This is a genomic window from Kineococcus halophytocola (assembly GCF_041276425.1).
Taxonomy (GTDB): domain Bacteria; phylum Actinomycetota; class Actinomycetes; order Actinomycetales; family Kineococcaceae; genus Kineococcus; species Kineococcus halophytocola.
The window spans coordinates 22,284-39,485 of the sequence record NZ_JBGFTU010000020.1 but is presented as its reverse complement, the minus strand read 5'-3'; the positions used below and the strand labels follow the sequence as shown (position 1 = coordinate 39,485).

Genomic DNA, 17,202 nt, shown 5'->3' with positions numbered 1-17,202 from the left:
ACCGTAGCGACGACGGGGTCGAACGAGCGGGCGGGTCAGTGGGCGGCGAGCTGCGCGGCCTCGTCGGCGTCGATCGCCGACTGGACGACGGGGTCGAGCTCACCGTCGAGCACGGTGTCGAGGTTGTAGGCCTTGAACCCGGTGCGGTGGTCGGCGATGCGGTTCTCGCCGTAGTTGTAGGTCCGGATCCGCTCGGAGCGGTCGACCGTGCGCACCTGGGACCGGCGCGCGGCCGAGGCCTGCGCGTCGGCGGCCTCCTGGGCCACGGCGTGCAACCGGGCCCGCAGGATGCGCAGCGCCTGCTCCTTGTTCTGCAGCTGCGACTTCTCGTTCTGGCAGCTCGCGACGATGCCCGTGGGCAGGTGGGTGATGCGCACGGCCGAGTCGGTCGTGTTGACGCTCTGGCCGCCGGGGCCGGAGGAGCGGAAGACATCGACGCGCAGGTCGTTCGGGTCGATGGCCACCTCGACCTCCTCGGCCTCGGGCACGACGAGGACCCCGACGGCGGAGGTGTGGACGCGCCCCTGGGACTCGGTGACGGGCACGCGCTGGACGCGGTGCACCCCGCCCTCGTACTTCAGCCGGTGCCAGACGCCCTCGGCCGCGGCGCCGCGGCTCTTCACGGCCACCGACACGTCCTTGTACCCGCCCAGGTCGCTGGGCGTGGCGTCCAGCAGCTCGGTCGCCCACCCCCGCTGCTCGGCGTAGCGCAGGTACATCCGCAGCAGGTCGCCGGCGAAGAGCGCGGACTCCTCCCCGCCCTCACCGGCCTTGATCTCCAGGATCACGTCGCGGGCGTCGTCGGGGTCGCGCGGCAGCAGCACCCGGCGCAGCCGCTCCCCCGCCTCGGCCGCGGCCTGCTCCAGGCCGGGCAGCTCGGTGGCGAACCCGGGGTCCTCGGCGGCCAGCTCCCGCGCGGCCTCGGCGTCGTCCGTGGACGCCCGCCACGCCGCGTGCGCCTCCACGACCTGCTGCAGCTCGGCGTAGCGCCGCCCGAGGCGACGGGCCAGCCCGGCGTCGGCGTGCACGGCCGGGTCCGCCAGCCGGCGTTCGAGCTCGGCGTGCTCGTCGAGCAGCGGCTGGACGGTCTCGAACACTCAGGGCTCCTGGTGGGCGGAGGGGCGGGAACGCGACAGCGCCGGCCCCACCACCCCGGAGGGCGGTGGGACCGGCGCTGTGAGCGGACTACTTGGCGGTCTTCTTGCCGTAGCGCTGCTGGAAGCGGGCCACGCGGCCACCGGTGTCCAGGATCTTCTGCTTGCCGGTGTAGAACGGGTGGCAGGCGCTGCACACGTCGGCGCGCATCTCCCCGCTCTTCTCGGTGCTGCGGGTGGTGAACGTCGCGCCGCAGGTGCAGGTGACCTGGGTCTCGACGTAGTCCGGGTGGATCCCAGCCTTCATGGTTCTCTCCTCAAGGCGCTCAGTCGGTACCGGGTCGCCTGGTCGTTCTCGGTCGAGCTGGCGTGAGCCGGTACCTGCGGTGTCGAAGCAGTCTCCCACAGGAGGCCGCCGGTCCTTCACAACCGGCGACCCCCGGGAGTTGTTCCCCTCAGTCCTTCTGGACCAGCGGGGTGGACGTCTGGACCTGGTGCAGGAACTCGAGGTTGCTGCGGGTCTTCTTGAGGCGGTCCAGCAGCAGCTCGATGGAGGCCTGCGCGTCCAGCGCGGTGACCACGCGGCGCAGCTTCCAGACGGTCTGCAGCTCCTCGCGGGACATGAGGATCTCCTCGCGCCGCGTGCCCGAGGCCGGCACGTCGACGGCCGGGAAGATGCGCTTGTCGGCCAGCTGGCGCGACAGGCGGACCTCCATGTTCCCGGTGCCCTTGAACTCCTCGAAGATGACCTCGTCGGCCTTGGAACCCGTCTCGACCAGGGCCGAGGCCAGGATCGTCAGCGAGCCGCCGTTCTCGACGTTGCGGGCCGCCCCGAAGAACCGCTTCGGCGGGTACAGCGCCGAGGCGTCGACACCACCGGACAGGATGCGGCCGCTGGCCGGCGCCGAGATGTTGTAGGCGCGCGACAGGCGGGTCAGGGAGTCCAGCAGCACGACGACGTCGTTGCCGAGCTCCACCAGGCGCTTGGCCCGCTCGATGGCGAGCTCGGCGACCGCGGTGTGGTCGGAGGCGGGACGGTCGAAGGTGGAGGCGATGACCTCACCCTTGATCGTCCGCTGCATGTCGGTGACCTCTTCGGGCCGCTCGTCGACCAGGACGACCATGAGGTGGCACTCGGGGTTGTTCGTCGTGATCGCGTTGGCGATGGCCTGCATGACCATCGTCTTGCCGGCCTTGGGCGGGGCGACGATGAGACCGCGCTGCCCCTTCCCCAGCGGCGACATCAGGTCGATGATGCGCGTGGTCAGGACGTTGGGCTCGGTCTCCAGGCGCAGCCGCTCCTGCGGGTACAGCGGCGTGAGCTTGGTGAAGTCCGGGCGGTTCCGGGCGTTCTCCGGCGGCGCACCGTTGACGGTGTCGACGCGCACGAGCGCGTTGAACTTGGCCCGGGCCCCGGTCTGCTCGCCCTCGCGGGGCTGGCGGACGGCGCCGGTGACGGCGTCGCCGGGACGCAGGTTGTTCTTCTTCACCTGGCCCAGGGAGACGTAGACGTCGTTCGCGCCGGCAAGGTAGCCGGACGTGCGGATGAACGCGTAGTTGTCCAGGACGTCCAGGATGCCCGCCACGGGCAGCAGGACGTCGTCCTCGGAGACGTTCTCGTCGACCTCGGGCGCCCCGCCGCCGTCCCGGCCGCCGCGGCGGCCCTTGCGGTCGCGGTAGCGGTTGCGCCGGCCGCGGCGGCCGCCGTCACCGTCGTCGTCCGGGCCGTGCTGCGCGGCCTGCGGGCGCTCACCGCGCTCGGACCGGTCGTTGGTCCGGTCGTTCCGGTCACCCCGGTCGTTCCGGTCCTCGCGGTCGTTCCGGTTCTCGGTGCGCTCGGGACGGTCGGTGCGCTCCTGCCGGTCCCGGCGGGTCTCGCCCTCGGCGCCCTCGCGGCGGGGCATGCTCGGCAGCTCGACCTGCTGGTCGGGTTCGCGGACCCGCTCGCGCCGGGCGCGCTCGCGGCGCGAGAGCCGCTGCGGGGCCTCGTCCTGGCGCTCGGACCGGTCTGCGCGCTCACCGCGCTCGGACCGCTCACCGCGGTTGCGGGTGAAGTCGTCCAGCGTCGGCTCCGTGCGCGCGGCGGGGGCCTGCCCCGCCTCGGGGGCCTCGGAGGCACCGGAGGCCGCGGGGACCTCGGGGGCCGGAGCCTGCGCGGGCACCTGGGCGGCGGACTGCTCCTCGGCCGCCGGTGCGGTGGCCGGCGGGGCGCCGGCGGGGGCACCGGCCCGGCGCGAACGGCTGCGCGGGGCCTGCCGGGCGGGCTGCTCGGGCTGCTCGGCGACAGGCTGCTCGGCGGCGGGCTGCTCGGCCTGCGGGGCGGCGGGCTCGGCGACCGCGGGGGCCGGAGCCTGCGCGGGAGCCTCGGTGCGGGCGCCGCTCTGCGCCGTGCCGGACTGGTGCTCACGGATGGCGGCGAGCAGGTCCACCTTGCGCATGCGGCCGGTGCCGGTGATGCCCAGCTCGGACGCCAGGGCCTGCAGCTGCGGGAGCCGCAACGCGGACAGGCTGCCCGTGCGGCGCGCGGGCGCCTCGGACGTGCCGTCGGTGGCGGCGATGTCGGTGGTGTCGGTCACGAAGGTCCTTCCCCCTCGTCGGTGCGACTGACCGGCGGAACCGGCGCTTCGTCGGGTCCGGGGGTGTCGCGGTGACTGCCCGATGGGCAGGATGGGAAACCACGGCCAGGCGCAGAAGCCCGGCGAGAACGTGGAGACGCACCCGGAGACGGGGAGTGGACGCAGCTGGGACGGTTCTCGACTCGAGAGAGCCCCACCGTGAACGTCCCGCCGTGGGTGCTGTCTCCGATGCTAACACCCGCTGCCGCGCCCACGTTCCCGGTCCCCCGTTCGGCGCACCGCGGACCGTCCTGCGACGCACGGGCGGACGGGCGGACGGACGGGCGGGCGGGTCGGGGTCGGGTCAGCGCCCGGGCACCGTCTGCACGCCCGCGTCCTGCACCGGGCGGGCGTGCACGTCCCAGGTGCCCGGTGCGGCCAGGGCCCGCACCCGCTCCACACCGGGCTCGTCGGTCAGCACCAGCACGCTGGGTCCGGCGCCGGAGACCACGGCCGCCAGCCCCTCGGCCCGCAGCGCCCCCAGGAGCCGGGCCGAACCCGGCATGGCCGGGGCCCGCTGGGCCTGGTGCAGCCGTTCCTCGGTGGCGTCGAGCAGCAGCGAGGGGTCGGCGGTCAGCGCGTGCACCAGCAACCCGGCGCGACCGGCCGTCAGCGCGGCGTCGCCGTGCGGGACGGTCGCCGGCAGCAGCGCCCGGGCCCGCGACGTCGCCAGCTCCTCGGCCGGCACGCACACCACGGCCCGCACGTCGGGGTGCACGGCCAGGCGCACGCAGCGCACGGCGTCGGGGTGCGTGGGGTCCTCCCCGCGCGTCCAGGCGATGGTGAACCCCCCGTGCACGGCGGGGGCGGCGTTGTCGGGGTGCCCCTCGCGGCGGGAGGCCTCGAGCAGGACCCGGTCGCGCACCTGCGCCTCGTCCTCGGCCACGACCCCGGCCGCGCGCAGCAGCGCCCGGGCCGCGGCCAGGCCCGCGACGATCGCCGAGGCCGACGAGCCCAGCCCGCGCCCGTGCGGGATGGCGTTGCGGCACAGCACGTCCAGCCCGGGGGCGGTGAACCCCGCGGCGGCCAGCTCCTCGCGCAGGACGCGCACGACGAGATGGCGCTCGTCGGTCGGCACGGCACCGGCACCCTGCCCCTGCACGCCCACCCGCAGCCCCGCGCCGGCGACGACCTCGGCGCGGACCTCGTCGCACAGGTCCAGGGCCAGGCCGAAGGCGTCGAACCCGGGCCCGAGGTTGGCGCTCGTCGCCGGCACCCGGACGGTGGCCGCGGTGCCGGCGGGCAGCGCCGCGAGCACGCCCGGGCGGGCCGGGCTCGCCACCGGGCTGCTCGCGGGACTGCTCGCGGGGCTGGACACGGGGTCCACGCTCCTCAGACGTCCACGCCGATGGCGCGGGCGATGGTGACGGCGTCGGGCTGGACGCGGACCGGCTCGACCGACCCCTCGGCCCCGGCGGCCAGCTGCAGGGCCCACTGCGGGTCCTTCAGCCCGTGCCCGGTGACGGTGATGACGATCGTCTGGCCGGGCTCGACCTCCCCGGCCTCGGCGGCGGCGAGCAGACCGGCGACCCCCGCGGCGGAGGCGGGTTCGACGAAGACGCCCTCGCGCGCCGACAGCCAGCGGTGCGCGGCGAGGATCTGCTCGTCGGTGACGGCCTCGATGCGGCCGCCGGAGTCGTCGCGGGCCGCGGTGGCCCCCGTCCACGACGCGGGGTGGCCGATGCGGATGGCCGTGGCGATGGTCTCGGGCTCGTCGACGGGGTGACCCTTGACGATGGGCGCGGCCCCGGCGGCCTGGAAGCCCCACATCGCCGGCGTGCGGGAGGCGACACCGTCCTTGGCGTACTCGGTGTAACCCTTCCAGTACGCGGTGATGTTGCCGGCGTTGCCGACGGGCAGGGCGTGGATGTCCGGGGCGTCACCGAGGACGTCGACGACCTCGAAGGCCCCCGTCTTCTGCCCCTCGATGCGGTAGGGGTTGACCGAGTTCACCAGCTCGACAGGGTAGGCCTCGGCCAGCTTGCGGGCCTGGTTCAGGCAGTCGTCGAAGTTGCCGTCGACCTGCAGGATCGTCGCGCCGTGGGCGACGGCCTGGGACAGCTTGCCCATCGCGATCTTGCCGTCGGGCACGAGCACCGCGCAGCGGATGCCCGCGGCGGTGGCGTAGGCCGCGGCCGAGGCCGAGGTGTTGCCGGTGGAGGCGCAGATGACGACCTCGGCGCCGTTCTCCTTGGCCTTGCTCATGGCCATCGTCATGCCGCGGTCCTTGAAGGACGCGGTCGGGTTGCAGCCCTCGACCTTGATGAGGACCCGGCCGCGCACCAGCTCCGACAGGTGCCGCGCCGGGACGAGCGGCGTGCCGCCCTCGCCCAGGGTGACCACCGGGGTGGCCTCGGTGACGGGCAGCCGGTCCCGGTACTCCTCGATGAGTCCCCGCCACACGTGCGCCATCAGGCGTCCCCTCCCTCGACCCGCAGCACACCGGCCACGGAGTCCACGATGTCCAGCTGTTCGAGCTCGTCGACGGTGCCCGACAGGGCCGCGTCGGTGGCGCTGTGGGTCACGACGACCAGGACGGCCCGCCCGGCGTCGTCGTGGCGCTGCTGCACGGCCTCGATCGAGACCCCGTGCGCGGCGAAGACGCCCGCGACCTGCGCCAGCACCCCCGGCCGGTCGGCCACGTCGAGCCGCACGTGGTAGCGCGTGACCGTCTCGGCCATCGGCTGCACGGCCAGCTGCGCGTAGGCCGACTCCCCCGGCCCGCGACCGCCGACGACCTTGTGCCGGGCCACGGCCACGACGTCACCCATGACGGCGCTCGCGGTCGGCTGCCCACCGGCGCCGGGGCCGTAGAACATGAGCTGCCCGGCCGACTCGGCCTCGACGTAGACGGCGTTGAAGGCGCCGCGCACCCCGGCGAGCTGGTGCCCGCGCGGCAGCATCGCCGGGTGCACCCGCACCGAGACGGCCTCGTTCCCCTCGGCGTCGGTGCCGCGTTCGCAGATGGCCAGCAGCTTCACGACGCAGCCCTGCAGCTGGGCGGCGCGCACGTCGGCCGCGCTGACCTCCGAGATGCCCTCGCGGTGCACGTCGTCCAGGCCCACGCGGGTGTGGAAGGCCAGGGAGGCCAGGATGGCGGCCTTGGCCGCGGCGTCGAAGCCCTCCACGTCGGCGGTCGGGTCGGCCTCGGCGTACCCGAGGGCCTGGGCCTGCTCGACGGCCTCGGAGAAGCCCATGCCCGTGGTGTCCATCTGGTCCAGGACGTAGTTCGTCGTCCCGTTGACGATGCCCAGCACCCGCGTGACGCGGTCGCCGACCAGGGACTCGCGCAGCGGGCGCAGCAGCGGGATGGCCCCGGCGACGGAGGCCTCGTAGTAGAGGTCGACCCCCGCCTCGGCGGCCGCCTCGTAGAGCGCTGGGCCTTCGGCCGCCAGCAGCGCCTTGTTGGCGGTCACGACCGAGGCGCCGTGCCCGACGGCGCGCAGGATGAGCGAGCGCGCCGGCTCGATCCCGCCGATGACCTCCACGACGACGTCGGCGCGCGTCACGAGGTCCTCGGCGTCGGTCGTGAACAGGGACGGGTCGATCCCCAGCCCGCGCTCACGGGCCAGGCGGCGCACCGCGATGCCCACCAGCTCCAGCGGCGCACCCACGCGCGCCGCCAGTTCGTCGGCCTGCGTCGTCAACAGACGCGCCACCTCGGTGCCCACGACACCGCACCCGAGCAGCGCGACCTTCACCGGCTCCACCGCGTGTGCTCCCCACATCCGTCCAGCATCGTCCCCGCCCGTCCGTCGCGACGCGTGCGTCCGACTCGTCCGTCCGTCCCGTCCGGCGGGAGTCCCGGCCAACCCTCTCACCCGCGCTGGGCGGGCCCCTCAGCCCGCGTCGAGCGCGAGCAGGTCCTCCGGCGTCTCGCGCCGCACCAGCAGCGACGTCGTCCCGTCCCGCACGGCCACCACCGCCGGGCGCGGCACCTGGTTGTAGTTGCTCGCCATGCTGCGGCAGTAGGCCCCCGTGCCGGGCACGGCCAGCAGGTCCCCCGCGCCGGTGTCGTCGGGCAGGAACTCGTCGCGCACGACGACGTCCCCGCTCTCGCAGTGCTTCCCGACGACGCGGGACAGGACCCCGGTGGCCGTCGAGGCCCGCGAGGCGACCGTCGCGGAGTAGTCCGCGTCGTACAGGGCTGTGCGGATGTTGTCGCTCATGCCGCCGTCGACCGAGACGTACCGGCGCCGCGTGCCCCCGTCGAGCTGGACGTCCTTCGTCGCGCCGACCTCGTAGAGGGTGAAGGTGCTCGGCGCCGCGATGGCCCGGCCCGGCTCGACCGAGACCCGCGGCACGGCGATCCCCTGCACCAGGCACTCGCGGGCGACGATCTCGGCCAGCCGGCCCGCGATCTCGGCCGGCGGCAACGGGGTGTCCTCGGAGGTGTAGGCCACGCCGTACCCGCCGCCGAGGTCGATCTCGGGCAGCTCCACCCCGTGCTCGCGCTCCACCCGGCGGTGCAGCTCCAGCAACCGCCGGGCCGAGACCTCGAACCCGCCGAGGTCGAAGATCTGCGAGCCGATGTGGCTGTGCAGGCCGAGCAGCCGCAGCTCGGGCCGGGCCAGGACGCGGGCGACGGCGGTCTCGGCCTGCCCCGAGGCCAGCGACAGCCCGAACTTCTGGTCCTCGTGCGCCGTCGCGACGTACTGGTGGGTGTGCGCCTCCACGCCCACGGTGACGCGGAGCATGACCGGCGCCACCACGCCCCGTTCCCGGGCCAGGTCGGCCACCAGGTCGATCTCCCCGAGGGAGTCCACGACGATCCGCCCGACGCCGGCCTCCAGCGCGGTGGTGATCTCACGGCGGGACTTGTTGTTGCCGTGCAGCGCGATCCGCTCCGGGCGGACCCCGCCGCGCAGCCCCAGGGCGAGCTCACCACCGGAGGCGGTGTCCAGGTGCAGGCCGTCCTCGGCGAGCCAGCGGGCCACACCGGTGGCCAGGAACGCCTTGGAGGCGTAGTAGACGTCCGCCCCGCCGCACAGGTCGGCGAAGGCGTCGGCGAAGGCGTCGCGGAAGGCGACCGCCCGCGAGCGGAAGTCCAGCTCGTCGACGACGAACAGGGGCGTGCCGTGCTCGCGCGCCAGGTCGTCCACCCCCACTCCGCCGACGCGCAGGGCCCCGTCGGTGCCGCGGGTCACGGTCTGCGCCCACAGCTGCGGGAGGAGTTCGTTGACGTCAGCCGGCGGCGTGAGCCACGCGGGGACGACGGCGATGTCCGCCACGGGTGTCCCTCCCCCTCACATGCGTTCCGGCGCCGAGACGCCGAGCAGGGCCAGACCGTTGGCGAGCACCTGGCGGGTGGCGTCGTTGAGCCACAACCGGGTGCGGTGCACGTCGGTGACGTCCTCGCCCGCGCGGGGCGTGACGCGGCAGGCGTCGTAGAACTTGTGGAACCGCCCGGCCAGTTCCTCCAGGTAGCGCGCGACGCGGTGCGGTTCGCGCAGTTCCCCGGCGCGGCGCACGACGTCGGGGAACTCGGCGAGGGCGGCCAGCAGCAGCGACTCGGTCTCGTCCGTGAGCAGCGCGGGGTCGAAGGCGTCCTGCCGGCGCACCCCGGCCGTGGCGGCGTTGACGGCGACGTTCGCGGTGCGCGCGTGGGCGTACTGCACGTAGAAGACGGGGTTGTCGTTCGTCCGCCTCGTCAGCAGGTCCAGGTCGATGTCGATGCTGGAGTCGACGCTGGAGCGCACGAGGGAGTACCGGGCCGCGTCGACGCCGACCGCGCCGACGAGGTCCTCCATCGTCACGACCGTGCCGGCGCGCTTGCTCATCCGCACGGGGACGCCGTCGCGGACGAGGTTGACCATCTGGCCGATGAGGATCTCGAGGTTCACACCGGGTTCGTCGCCGAACGCCGCGCACATCGCCATCATCCGGCCGACGTAGCCGTGGTGGTCGGCGCCGAGCATGATCACGCAGCGGTCGAAACCGCGTTCGCGCTTGTCGAGGTAGTACGCCAGGTCCCCGGAGATGTAGGCCGGGTTCCCGTCGCTCTTGAGGACGACGCGGTCCTTGTCGTCGCCGAAGTCGCTGGTGCGCAACCAGGTCGCGCCGTCGGCCTCGTACATCCGCCCCAGGTCGCGCAGCCGCTGCACGGCGCGGTCGACCGCGCCGGTGCCGTGCAGGGAGTCCTCGTGGAAGTACACGTCGAACTCGACGCCGAACTCGGCCAGGGACTGCTTGATCTCGCCGAACATGAGGTCGACGCCCTCGCGGCGGAACGTCTCCTGCTGCTGCTCGCGCGGCTGCTCCAGCAGACCGGGCACGCGGGCCAGCACGGCGTCGGCGATGTCGCCGATGTAGTCGCCCCCGTAACCGTCCTCCGGCGCCGGCTCGCCGTGGGCGCGGGCCAGCAGCGAGCGGGCGAACCGGTCGATCTGCGCGCCGTGGTCGTTGAAGTAGTACTCGCGCGTCACCTGCGCGCCGCCGGCCTCTAGGACGCGGGCCAGGGAGTCGCCCACGGCGGCCCAGCGGGTGCCGCCGAGGTGGATGGGACCGGTCGGGTTGGCCGAGACGAACTCCAGGTTCACCCTCTCGCCGCTGGGCACCGCGGCGCGCCCGAACGCCGGGCCGGCCTCGACGACGACGCGGGCGAGGTCACCGGCGGCGGCGGCCTCCAGGGTGATGTTGAGGAACCCCGGACCGGCGATGTCGACCGCCTCGACGCCCTCGACCTGCTGCAGGCGGCGCTGCAGCACGGACGCGACCTCGCGCGGGGCCGTCCCGGCCTTCTTCGCCAGCTGCAGGGCCACGTTGGTGGCCCAGTCCCCGTGGTCGCGGTTCTTCGGGCGCTCCACGCGGACCTCGGCCGGCACGTCGGCGGGGTCGAGGGACAGCTCTGCGGCCGTCACGGCCGCGGTCAGGGCGTCCCTCAGGGCAGCTGAGAGCTCGGCGGGAGTCACGAGCGGCAAGCCTACCGGCGCAGGGCCCGGCCTCCGTCCGCCACCCGCGGGGTTGCGCGGGAGGGCCGGACGGGGCGGGTCTGGTCGGGAACGCGGAGCATCGCTGGTAGTGTCTGCGACGCACCGCAGGGCCCCCGTAGCTCAGCGGATAGAGCATCGGCCTCCGGAGCCGTGTGCGCAGGTTCGAGTCCTGCCGGGGGCACCACCACCAAGGGCGCCGCACACCGTGCGGCGCCCTTCGCCGTGTCCAGGGCCCGTGTCGGAGCCCCGTGCTCTGATGCGGCACGTCGAGGTGGTGCGGGGCGAGGGGTGCGGGTGGACGGGCGCGAGGCGCTGGCGATGGCGCGGGAGCTGCTGGACCGGCACGGGCTGGACGGCTGGACGGTCGTGCTCGACCGCGCGAAGACGCGGGCCGGGGTCTGCCGGGCCGACCGGCGCGAGATCGGGCTGAGCGCCCCGCTGACGGCCCTGCACACCGAGGCCGAGGTCCGCGACACCGTGCTGCACGAGATCGCCCACGCCCTCGTCGGCCCCGGGCACGGCCACGACGCGGTGTGGCGGGCCGCGGCCCGGCGCATCGGCTGCTCGGGCGAGCGGACCTCGGGCGCGCCGCGCCCGCCCGGTGCGTGGACGGGCACCTGCCCGGCCGGCCACGTCCTCACCCGGCACCGGCGCCCGACCCGCGTCGTGGCGTGCGCGCGCTGCGGGCCGGGCTTCGACCCGGCGAACGTCGTGCGCTGGGCCTTCCGGGGCCGCCCCGTCCCGGTGTCGGCGCTGCCGGAGAGCTACCGGGAGGACTGGGCGCACCTGGAGGCCGGCCGCACCGGCCCCGTCGTGCGCGAGCGGCTGGACGTCGGCACCCGGGTGCGGGTCGGCGGCGGTGGTCCGCACGCGGGCAGCACCGGGGAGGTCGTGACGGTGGGCCGGTCCCGGTACCACGTCCGGGTGCGGCACGGCGTGCTCACCGTGCCGTTCGCCCTGGCCGAACCCGTGGGCGCGTGAGCCCTGCTCAGCGCGGCAGGACCGCTTCGACCGCCGCCCGCAGGGCCGGGTCCTCCGGGGTCGTGCGCGGCCGGAAGCGACCCGCGACGCGGCCGTCGGGGGCCACGAGGAACTTCTCGAAGTTCCAGGCCACGTCCCCGGCCTCCCCGTCGGCGTCCGGCGTCGCGGTGAGCGCCTCGTACAGCGGGTGGCGGTCCGGGCCGTTGACGTCGGCCTTGGTCGTCATGGGGAACGTCGTGCCCCACGTGGCCGAGCAGTACTGCGCGATCTCGGCGTCCGTGCCCGGTTCCTGGCCCTTGAACTGGTTGCAGGGCACGCCGAGCACGGTGAACCCGCGGTCGGAGAACTCCCGGTGCAGGGCCTCCAGGGCCTCGTACTGCGGGGTCAGCCCGCACCGGGAGGCGACGTTGACGACGAGCACGGCACGACCGTCGAGGGTCTCGGCCGGCAGCGGGCCGCCGGTGAGGGCGGTGAGGGGGACGGAGAAGGGGGAGCTCATGGGCGCAGAACGTACCCGCGGCCCCTCAGCGTCCGGTGAGCACCTCGTGGACGGCCTGGCGGGCGGCCCGGCTCGCCCCCACCGTGCTGGCCGCGGGCCCGTAGCCGACGAGGTGCAGCCGCGGTTCGCGCACGACGCGGGTGCCCTCGACGAGGATCCCGCCACCGGGTTCGCGCAGGTGCAGGCTGCGCAGGTGGTCCAGGGCCGGACGGAACCCGGTCGCCCACAGGATCGCGTCGGCGCCCTGGCGCGACCCGTCGGCCCACTCCACGCCGTCGGGCGTGACGCGCGTGAACGCCGGGTGGCGCTTGAGCACGCCGCGGTCGCGCAGCGCCGCCACCTCCGGGGTCAGGAGGAGCCCGGTGGCCGACACGACGCTGCCGGGCGGCTCCCCCGCCGCCACCCGCCGGGCCACGACCTCCACGGCCTCCCGGCGCGCCTCGACGTCGAAGTCCTCCCGGAAGACGGGCTCGCGGCGCGTCACCCACGTCGTGCCGACGCCGTGGGCGGTGAGGTCCTCCAGGTGCTGCACGGCCGAGACGCCCCCGCCCACGACGACGACGTGCTGCCCGGCGAACTCCTGCGGACCGGCGTAGTCGGCGGTGTGCAGCTGCCGGCCGCGGAAGGTCTCCCGGCCGGGGTAGGACGGCCAGAACGGCCGGGTCCACGTCCCGGTGGCGTTGAGGACCGCGCGCGCCGCGAACGTCCCCGCCGAGGAGGTGACGAGCAGCCGGGCCCCGGCGGGACGGACGTCCTCCACGACGACGGGCCGGCGGACGGGCTGCCCCAGCCGCAGCTCGTACTCGGCGAAGTAGGCGGGCACGACCTCGCGCGCCGGGGCCCGCGGGTCGACGGCGCCGAGCGGGAAGCCGGGCAGGTCGTGGACCCCGTTGACGCGGGCCATGACCAGACCGGGCCAGCGGTGCCGCCAGGCGCCGCCGGGTTCGTCGCCGGCGTCCAGGACCACGTACCCGCGTCCGGGGTCCAGCCCGGCGCGGTCGAGGGCGAACGCGGCGGACAGGCCGCCCTGCCCGGCCCCGACGACGACCACGTCGACGGTGTGCAGGGCGGGACTCACGCCCCTCCCCCCGCTCGACGCCGCGCACCAGTGGTCACGGTCAGTGATCGTAGTGTCCCGGCGGCCGGCGCGTCGGGGAAGCGGGCGCCCGGGCCCCCGCGGGCCGCACTAGCCTCGCCCCGTGACCGACGCCCCCGCCCCCACCAGCGCCGCACCCGGGACGCGGGAGGTGCTGACGTGGTCGACCTTCGGCGACGCCGTCCGCGACCTCGCCACGACCATCGCCGGTGACGGCTTCCGCCCGGCCGTCGTGCTCGGCATCGCCCGGGGCGGGCTGCCGCTGGCCGCGGGCCTGGCCTACGCGCTGGACGTGAAGGAGACCGCCACCATCAACGTCGAGTTCTACACCGGGGTCGACTCCCGGCTGCCCGAGCCGGTGGTGCTGGCGCCGTCGGTGGACCTGGCCGAGCTGGCCGGGCGCGACGTGCTCGTCGTCGACGACGTCGCCGACACCGGCCGCACCCTGGGGGTCGTCGTGGCGATGTGCGCCGAGGCCGGGGTGCGGGCCCGCTCGGTCGTCGTCTACCGCAAGCCGACGACGACGCGGGAGCCGGACTGGGCCTGGCGCGGGACCGACCGCTGGATCGAGTTCCCGTGGTCGGCGCAGGGTCCCGTGCCCGGGGTCGCCTCAGCCTGACCCCCGGGCGGCCCGCGTCGTGCGGGCGGTGGGGACGGCGCTCAACGGGTCCTGCGGCCACGGGTGCTTGGCGTACCGGCCGCGGTTCTCCGCGCGCACCGAGGGGTAGACGGTGCGCCAGAACGAGGCCAAGTCCGCGGTGACCGCCAGCGGCCGGCCCGCCGGGGAGAGCAGGTGCAGCACGACGGGGACGCGGCCCTCGACCAGCCGCGGCGTGGCGGTCCAGCCGAACGCCTCCTGCAGCTTCAGCGCGAGCACGGGCGCGGCCGGGTCGGTGTAGTCCAGCGCCACCCGCCGCCCGGAGGGGACCGGCAGGTCGAGGGGGGCCAGCTCGTCCAGCCGGCCCGCCTGCGGCCACGGCAGCAGCGCGCGCACCGCGGTGAGCACGTCGATCCGGGCCAGGTCGCGGCGCGAGCGGACGCCGGCCAGCGGCACGCCCAGCCAGTCCGGCAGGGTCGCCAGCAGGTGCTCGTCGGACAGGTCCGGCCACGGGTCGCCCTGCGCCGCACGGCAGCACGCGACGCGGGCCCGCAGCGAACGCGCCGCGGCCCCGAACGTCAGCAGGTGCAGCCCCTCGCGCCGGACGCCCTCGGCGACGGCCGCGGCGACGGCGCCCGCGGGCGGGTCGGCCAGGGGGCGGGCCGACAGCTCCAGCGCCCCGAGCCGCTCCACGCGCCGGGCCCGCACGTCCCCGTCCCAGCCGACCTCGTCGGCCACCCGCACGCCGACGACGGCGCGGGCGGTGTCCTCCTCCAGGGGGGCGGCGGTCCGCACCCGGGCGGCGGCCCGGCCGGGGGCGCGGTCGGCGACGGCCACCGCCAGCCACGGCGACCCGCGCAGGCCGCTGCCGGGGGCCAGCTCCAGGCCCGTCCCGCCCGCGGTGGCGTAGGCCGTCCCGTCCTCGCTGCGGCGCCGGGCGACCCGTTCGGGGTGGGCCAGGGCGACGACGAGGCCGGCGGCGAGGTCGCGCGGCGTCCCCGCGCCCGCCCGGGCGCCCGCGTCCGCGGGCAGCGCGGCGAGCAGCCGGTCGACCTCGCGGCGCCACTGCGGCCACCGCTCCCGGTCCGCGGCGCGCCAGCGGGCGAGGAGGTCGTCCCCCGCCCCGGGCCCGCCGTCCTCGGACAGCAGGGCGACGACCTCGGCCGCGGTCCGCCGCCCCACCCGGTCGGCCCCCTCGAGCAGGGCCCGGGCCAGCCGCGGGTGCAGCCCGACGTCGGCCATCCGCCGGCCCAGCGGGGTCAGGGCACCGTCGGAGAGCGCCCCCAGCCGGTGCAGAGCCTCCCGGGCGGCCGCCAGCGGCCCGGGCGGTGGGGCGTCCAGCAGCGGCAGGTCGGCCACGTCGCCCCACCCCGCGCACAGCAGCGCGAAGCCGGTGAGGTCGGCGGTGAGGACCTCGGGAGCCGTGTGCGGGGACAGCAGGGCGTGCTCGGCCGGTGACCACGCGCGGTAGACCGTGCCGGGGGCCTCGCGGGCCGCGCGACCGGCGCGCTGGTCGGCCCCGGCGCGGGAGACCCGCACGGTGTCGAGCCCGCCGAGGCCGCGGGCGTGGTCGAAGTGGGGCACCCGGGCCAGGCCGGCGTCGACGACGACGCGCACGCCCGGGACGGTGAGGCTGGACTCGGCCACCGCGGTGGCCAGCACGACGCGCCGGCGCGGTCCCGGCCGCAGCGCGGCGTCCTGCTCGGCCGCGGACCGCCTGCCGTGCAACGGGACCACGTCGACGTCGGGGACGGCGCCGGCCAGCCGCCCCTCGAGCGCGCGGATCTCCCCGGTGCCCGGCAGGAAGACGAGGACGTCCCCGTCCCGCTCGCCCAGCGCCCGGCGCACGAGCCCGGCGACGTGGTCCAGCAGCGCCGGGTCCACCCGCAGCCCCTCCGGCGGGCGCACGGGCCGCGCCGGCGGGCACCACCGCACGTCGAGGGGGTGCACGGGGGCGCTCGCGGTCACGACGGGCGCGGCGAGCAGCCCGGCCAGGCGCGGGACGTCGAGGGTGGCCGAGGCGGCGACCAGGCGCAGGTCCTCGCGCAGCAGCTCGCGGGTCTGCAGGGCGAAGGCCAGGACGAGGTCGGCGTCGAGCTGGCGCTCGTGGACCTCGTCGAGCAGGAGCACCGAGACCCCGGGCAGCTCCGGGTCGCGCAGCAGCCGGCGCAGCAGCAGACCCGTCGTGACGACCTCGACGCGGGTGGCGGGGCCGACGCGCCGGTCCCCGCGCACGGCGTACCCGACCGTGCCGCCGACCGGTTCACCCAGCAGCGCGGCCATCCGCGCCGCGGCCGCGCGGGCCGCGACCCGCCGCGGTTCGGCCACGACGACCCGCCCCCGGCCGGCGGCCAGGGCGAGCGGCACGAGCGTGGTCTTGCCGGTGCCGGGCGGGGCCTGCAGCACCGCGGCCCCGTGCGTCTCCAGGGCGGCCAGGAGCCCGGGGACGGCGGCGGCCACGGGCAGCGCGTCGCGGTGGGAGGCCAGGAGCGCGTCCACCACGGGCCCCAGGGGGTCGGTCAGCGGTCCCGTCGGCACCGGGTCATCCTGCCCCGGCGGTGCCCGCGCGCCGACGGCGGTCACGGCGGTCGAGACGGACCCGGCGGACCCGGCGCACGACGGGCACGGCCACCGCGGCCCCGGCCACGAGGAGGACACCCACCTGGAGCGGGCCGAGCACGGGGCCGGTCCCCTCGAGCACGTACCCGCCGTCGTCCAGGCCGGCGAGGCGTTCGAAGTGGTTGCGCGCGCCGGGGAAGAACAGGTCGTCCACGGCGTAGGCGAGGGGGAAGGCCGCCGGGCCGGCCAGGACGGTGGCCACGGCCCACTGCGGGCGGTGCCGCGACTCGTGCCGGGCCAGGGCGGCGGCCTCGGCCGGGACCGTCGGGAAGCGCGGGGAGATGACCATGTCCCCGACGTTCACCGTCCGCCGCCCGGCCACCGCGACGGGGTCCACCCCGACGTAGTAGTCGGCGGCGGCGTAGCGGCACACGGACAGACCGCGCGCGTCGGCGTAGAGCATGGCCAGCCCGGTCTCGGGCCAGGTCGCGACCTTCTGGGCCAGGACACCGGGCGTGAGCGTCCCCACCTCCCCGGTGGACTCCCACTCCTCCCCCGGCGGGGCCGAGCAGACGGGGGCGTCACCGAGGTCGGTGACGCTGCGCCACGTGGTGCCGACGAGGACCAGACCGACGGCCAGACCGGCCGCGACGCCCTGCGCGACCCGCACCGGCGCCGGGCGCAGCGGCGCGCGCCGGCCGCGCACCCACCACCACACGGCCCCGGCGAGGCCGGCGAGGAGCAGCCAGAAGGCCAGGTGGACGGCGGCGCGGCTGCGCGGGTGGGTGTACCCCCACCAGCGACGCCGCCCGCCCACCGCAGCAGGCT

Annotated in this window: 14 protein-coding genes and 1 tRNA gene; 3 read left to right on the top strand and 12 right to left on the bottom strand. The window is 76.1% G+C overall.

Going from position 1 to position 17,202, the window contains the following annotated elements:
* Positions 1-35: 35 nt before the first annotated feature.
* The 8 genes from prfA to argS all read right to left on the bottom strand — a co-directional run bounded on the left by prfA (position 36) and on the right by argS (position 10,620).
* Positions 36-1,097, bottom strand: a complete 1,062-nt coding sequence (prfA, locus tag AB2L27_RS16195) for a peptide chain release factor 1 (RefSeq protein WP_370442524.1) — start codon at positions 1,095-1,097, stop codon at positions 36-38.
* An 88-nt stretch (positions 1,098-1,185) separates the two neighbouring features.
* Positions 1,186-1,401, bottom strand: a complete 216-nt coding sequence (gene rpmE / locus AB2L27_RS16190) for a 50S ribosomal protein L31 (protein WP_367639502.1) — start codon at positions 1,399-1,401, stop codon at positions 1,186-1,188.
* Positions 1,402-1,549: 148 nt separating this feature from the next.
* A complete protein-coding gene (gene rho / locus AB2L27_RS16185; RefSeq protein WP_370442523.1) occupies positions 1,550-3,670 on the bottom strand; it encodes a transcription termination factor Rho in 2,121 nt (706 codons plus the stop codon).
* A gap of 343 nt (positions 3,671-4,013) precedes the next feature.
* Complete coding sequence (thrB, locus tag AB2L27_RS16180) at positions 4,014-5,027, bottom strand: homoserine kinase (protein WP_370442522.1); 1,014 nt, start codon at positions 5,025-5,027, stop codon at positions 4,014-4,016.
* 14 nt (positions 5,028-5,041) lie between these two features.
* Positions 5,042-6,121 carry a threonine synthase gene (gene thrC / locus AB2L27_RS16175; protein ID WP_370442521.1) on the bottom strand — a complete coding sequence of 360 codons (1,080 nt, stop codon included), beginning with the start codon at positions 6,119-6,121 and terminating at the stop codon, positions 5,042-5,044.
* Positions 6,121-7,437 (bottom strand): homoserine dehydrogenase, encoded by a 1,317-nt coding sequence (locus AB2L27_RS16170; RefSeq protein WP_370442520.1) that lies wholly within the window; start codon positions 7,435-7,437, stop codon positions 6,121-6,123. Before AB2L27_RS16170 ends, thrC begins: the two co-directional genes overlap by 1 nt.
* A gap of 111 nt (positions 7,438-7,548) precedes the next feature.
* Complete coding sequence (lysA, locus tag AB2L27_RS16165) at positions 7,549-8,940, bottom strand: diaminopimelate decarboxylase (protein WP_370442519.1); 1,392 nt, start codon at positions 8,938-8,940, stop codon at positions 7,549-7,551.
* Between the two features lie 15 nt (positions 8,941-8,955).
* A complete protein-coding gene (argS, locus tag AB2L27_RS16160; RefSeq protein WP_370442518.1) occupies positions 8,956-10,620 on the bottom strand; it encodes an arginine--tRNA ligase in 1,665 nt (554 codons plus the stop codon).
* A 130-nt stretch (positions 10,621-10,750) separates the two neighbouring features.
* Between argS and AB2L27_RS16155 the strand changes: the two genes are divergently transcribed.
* A tRNA-Arg gene (locus tag AB2L27_RS16155) sits at positions 10,751-10,825 on the top strand.
* A 110-nt stretch (positions 10,826-10,935) separates the two neighbouring features.
* The gene (locus AB2L27_RS16150) at positions 10,936-11,622 is read left to right on the top strand and encodes a SprT-like domain-containing protein (RefSeq protein ID WP_370442517.1); all 687 of its coding nucleotides are present in this window, start codon (positions 10,936-10,938) and stop codon (positions 11,620-11,622) included.
* A 7-nt stretch (positions 11,623-11,629) separates the two neighbouring features.
* On the opposite strand, the gene AB2L27_RS16145 is transcribed toward AB2L27_RS16150, so the two are convergent.
* Together AB2L27_RS16145 and AB2L27_RS16140 are read right to left on the bottom strand one after the other, a co-directional pair.
* Positions 11,630-12,121 (bottom strand): glutathione peroxidase, encoded by a 492-nt coding sequence (locus AB2L27_RS16145; protein WP_370442516.1) that lies wholly within the window; start codon positions 12,119-12,121, stop codon positions 11,630-11,632.
* A 25-nt stretch (positions 12,122-12,146) separates the two neighbouring features.
* On the bottom strand, positions 12,147-13,199 hold the full coding sequence (locus AB2L27_RS16140; protein WP_370442515.1) for an NAD(P)-binding domain-containing protein: 1,053 nt from the start codon (positions 13,197-13,199) through the stop codon (positions 12,147-12,149).
* Between the two features lie 121 nt (positions 13,200-13,320).
* Between AB2L27_RS16140 and AB2L27_RS16135 the strand changes: the two genes are divergently transcribed.
* Positions 13,321-13,836: a phosphoribosyltransferase gene (locus AB2L27_RS16135; RefSeq protein WP_370442514.1), complete on the top strand. Its 516-nt coding sequence runs from the start codon at positions 13,321-13,323 to the stop codon at positions 13,834-13,836.
* Here the strand turns inward: AB2L27_RS16135 and hrpB are convergent.
* Both hrpB and AB2L27_RS16125 read right to left on the bottom strand, forming a co-directional pair.
* Positions 13,828-16,314: an ATP-dependent helicase HrpB gene (gene hrpB / locus AB2L27_RS16130; RefSeq protein ID WP_370442569.1), complete on the bottom strand. Its 2,487-nt coding sequence runs from the start codon at positions 16,312-16,314 to the stop codon at positions 13,828-13,830. The two genes, AB2L27_RS16135 and hrpB, sit on opposite strands and share 9 nt — an antisense overlap.
* A 43-nt stretch (positions 16,315-16,357) precedes the next feature.
* Positions 16,358-17,191, bottom strand: a complete 834-nt coding sequence (locus AB2L27_RS16125) for a hypothetical protein (RefSeq protein ID WP_370442513.1) — start codon at positions 17,189-17,191, stop codon at positions 16,358-16,360.
* Positions 17,192-17,202 lie beyond the last annotated feature (11 nt).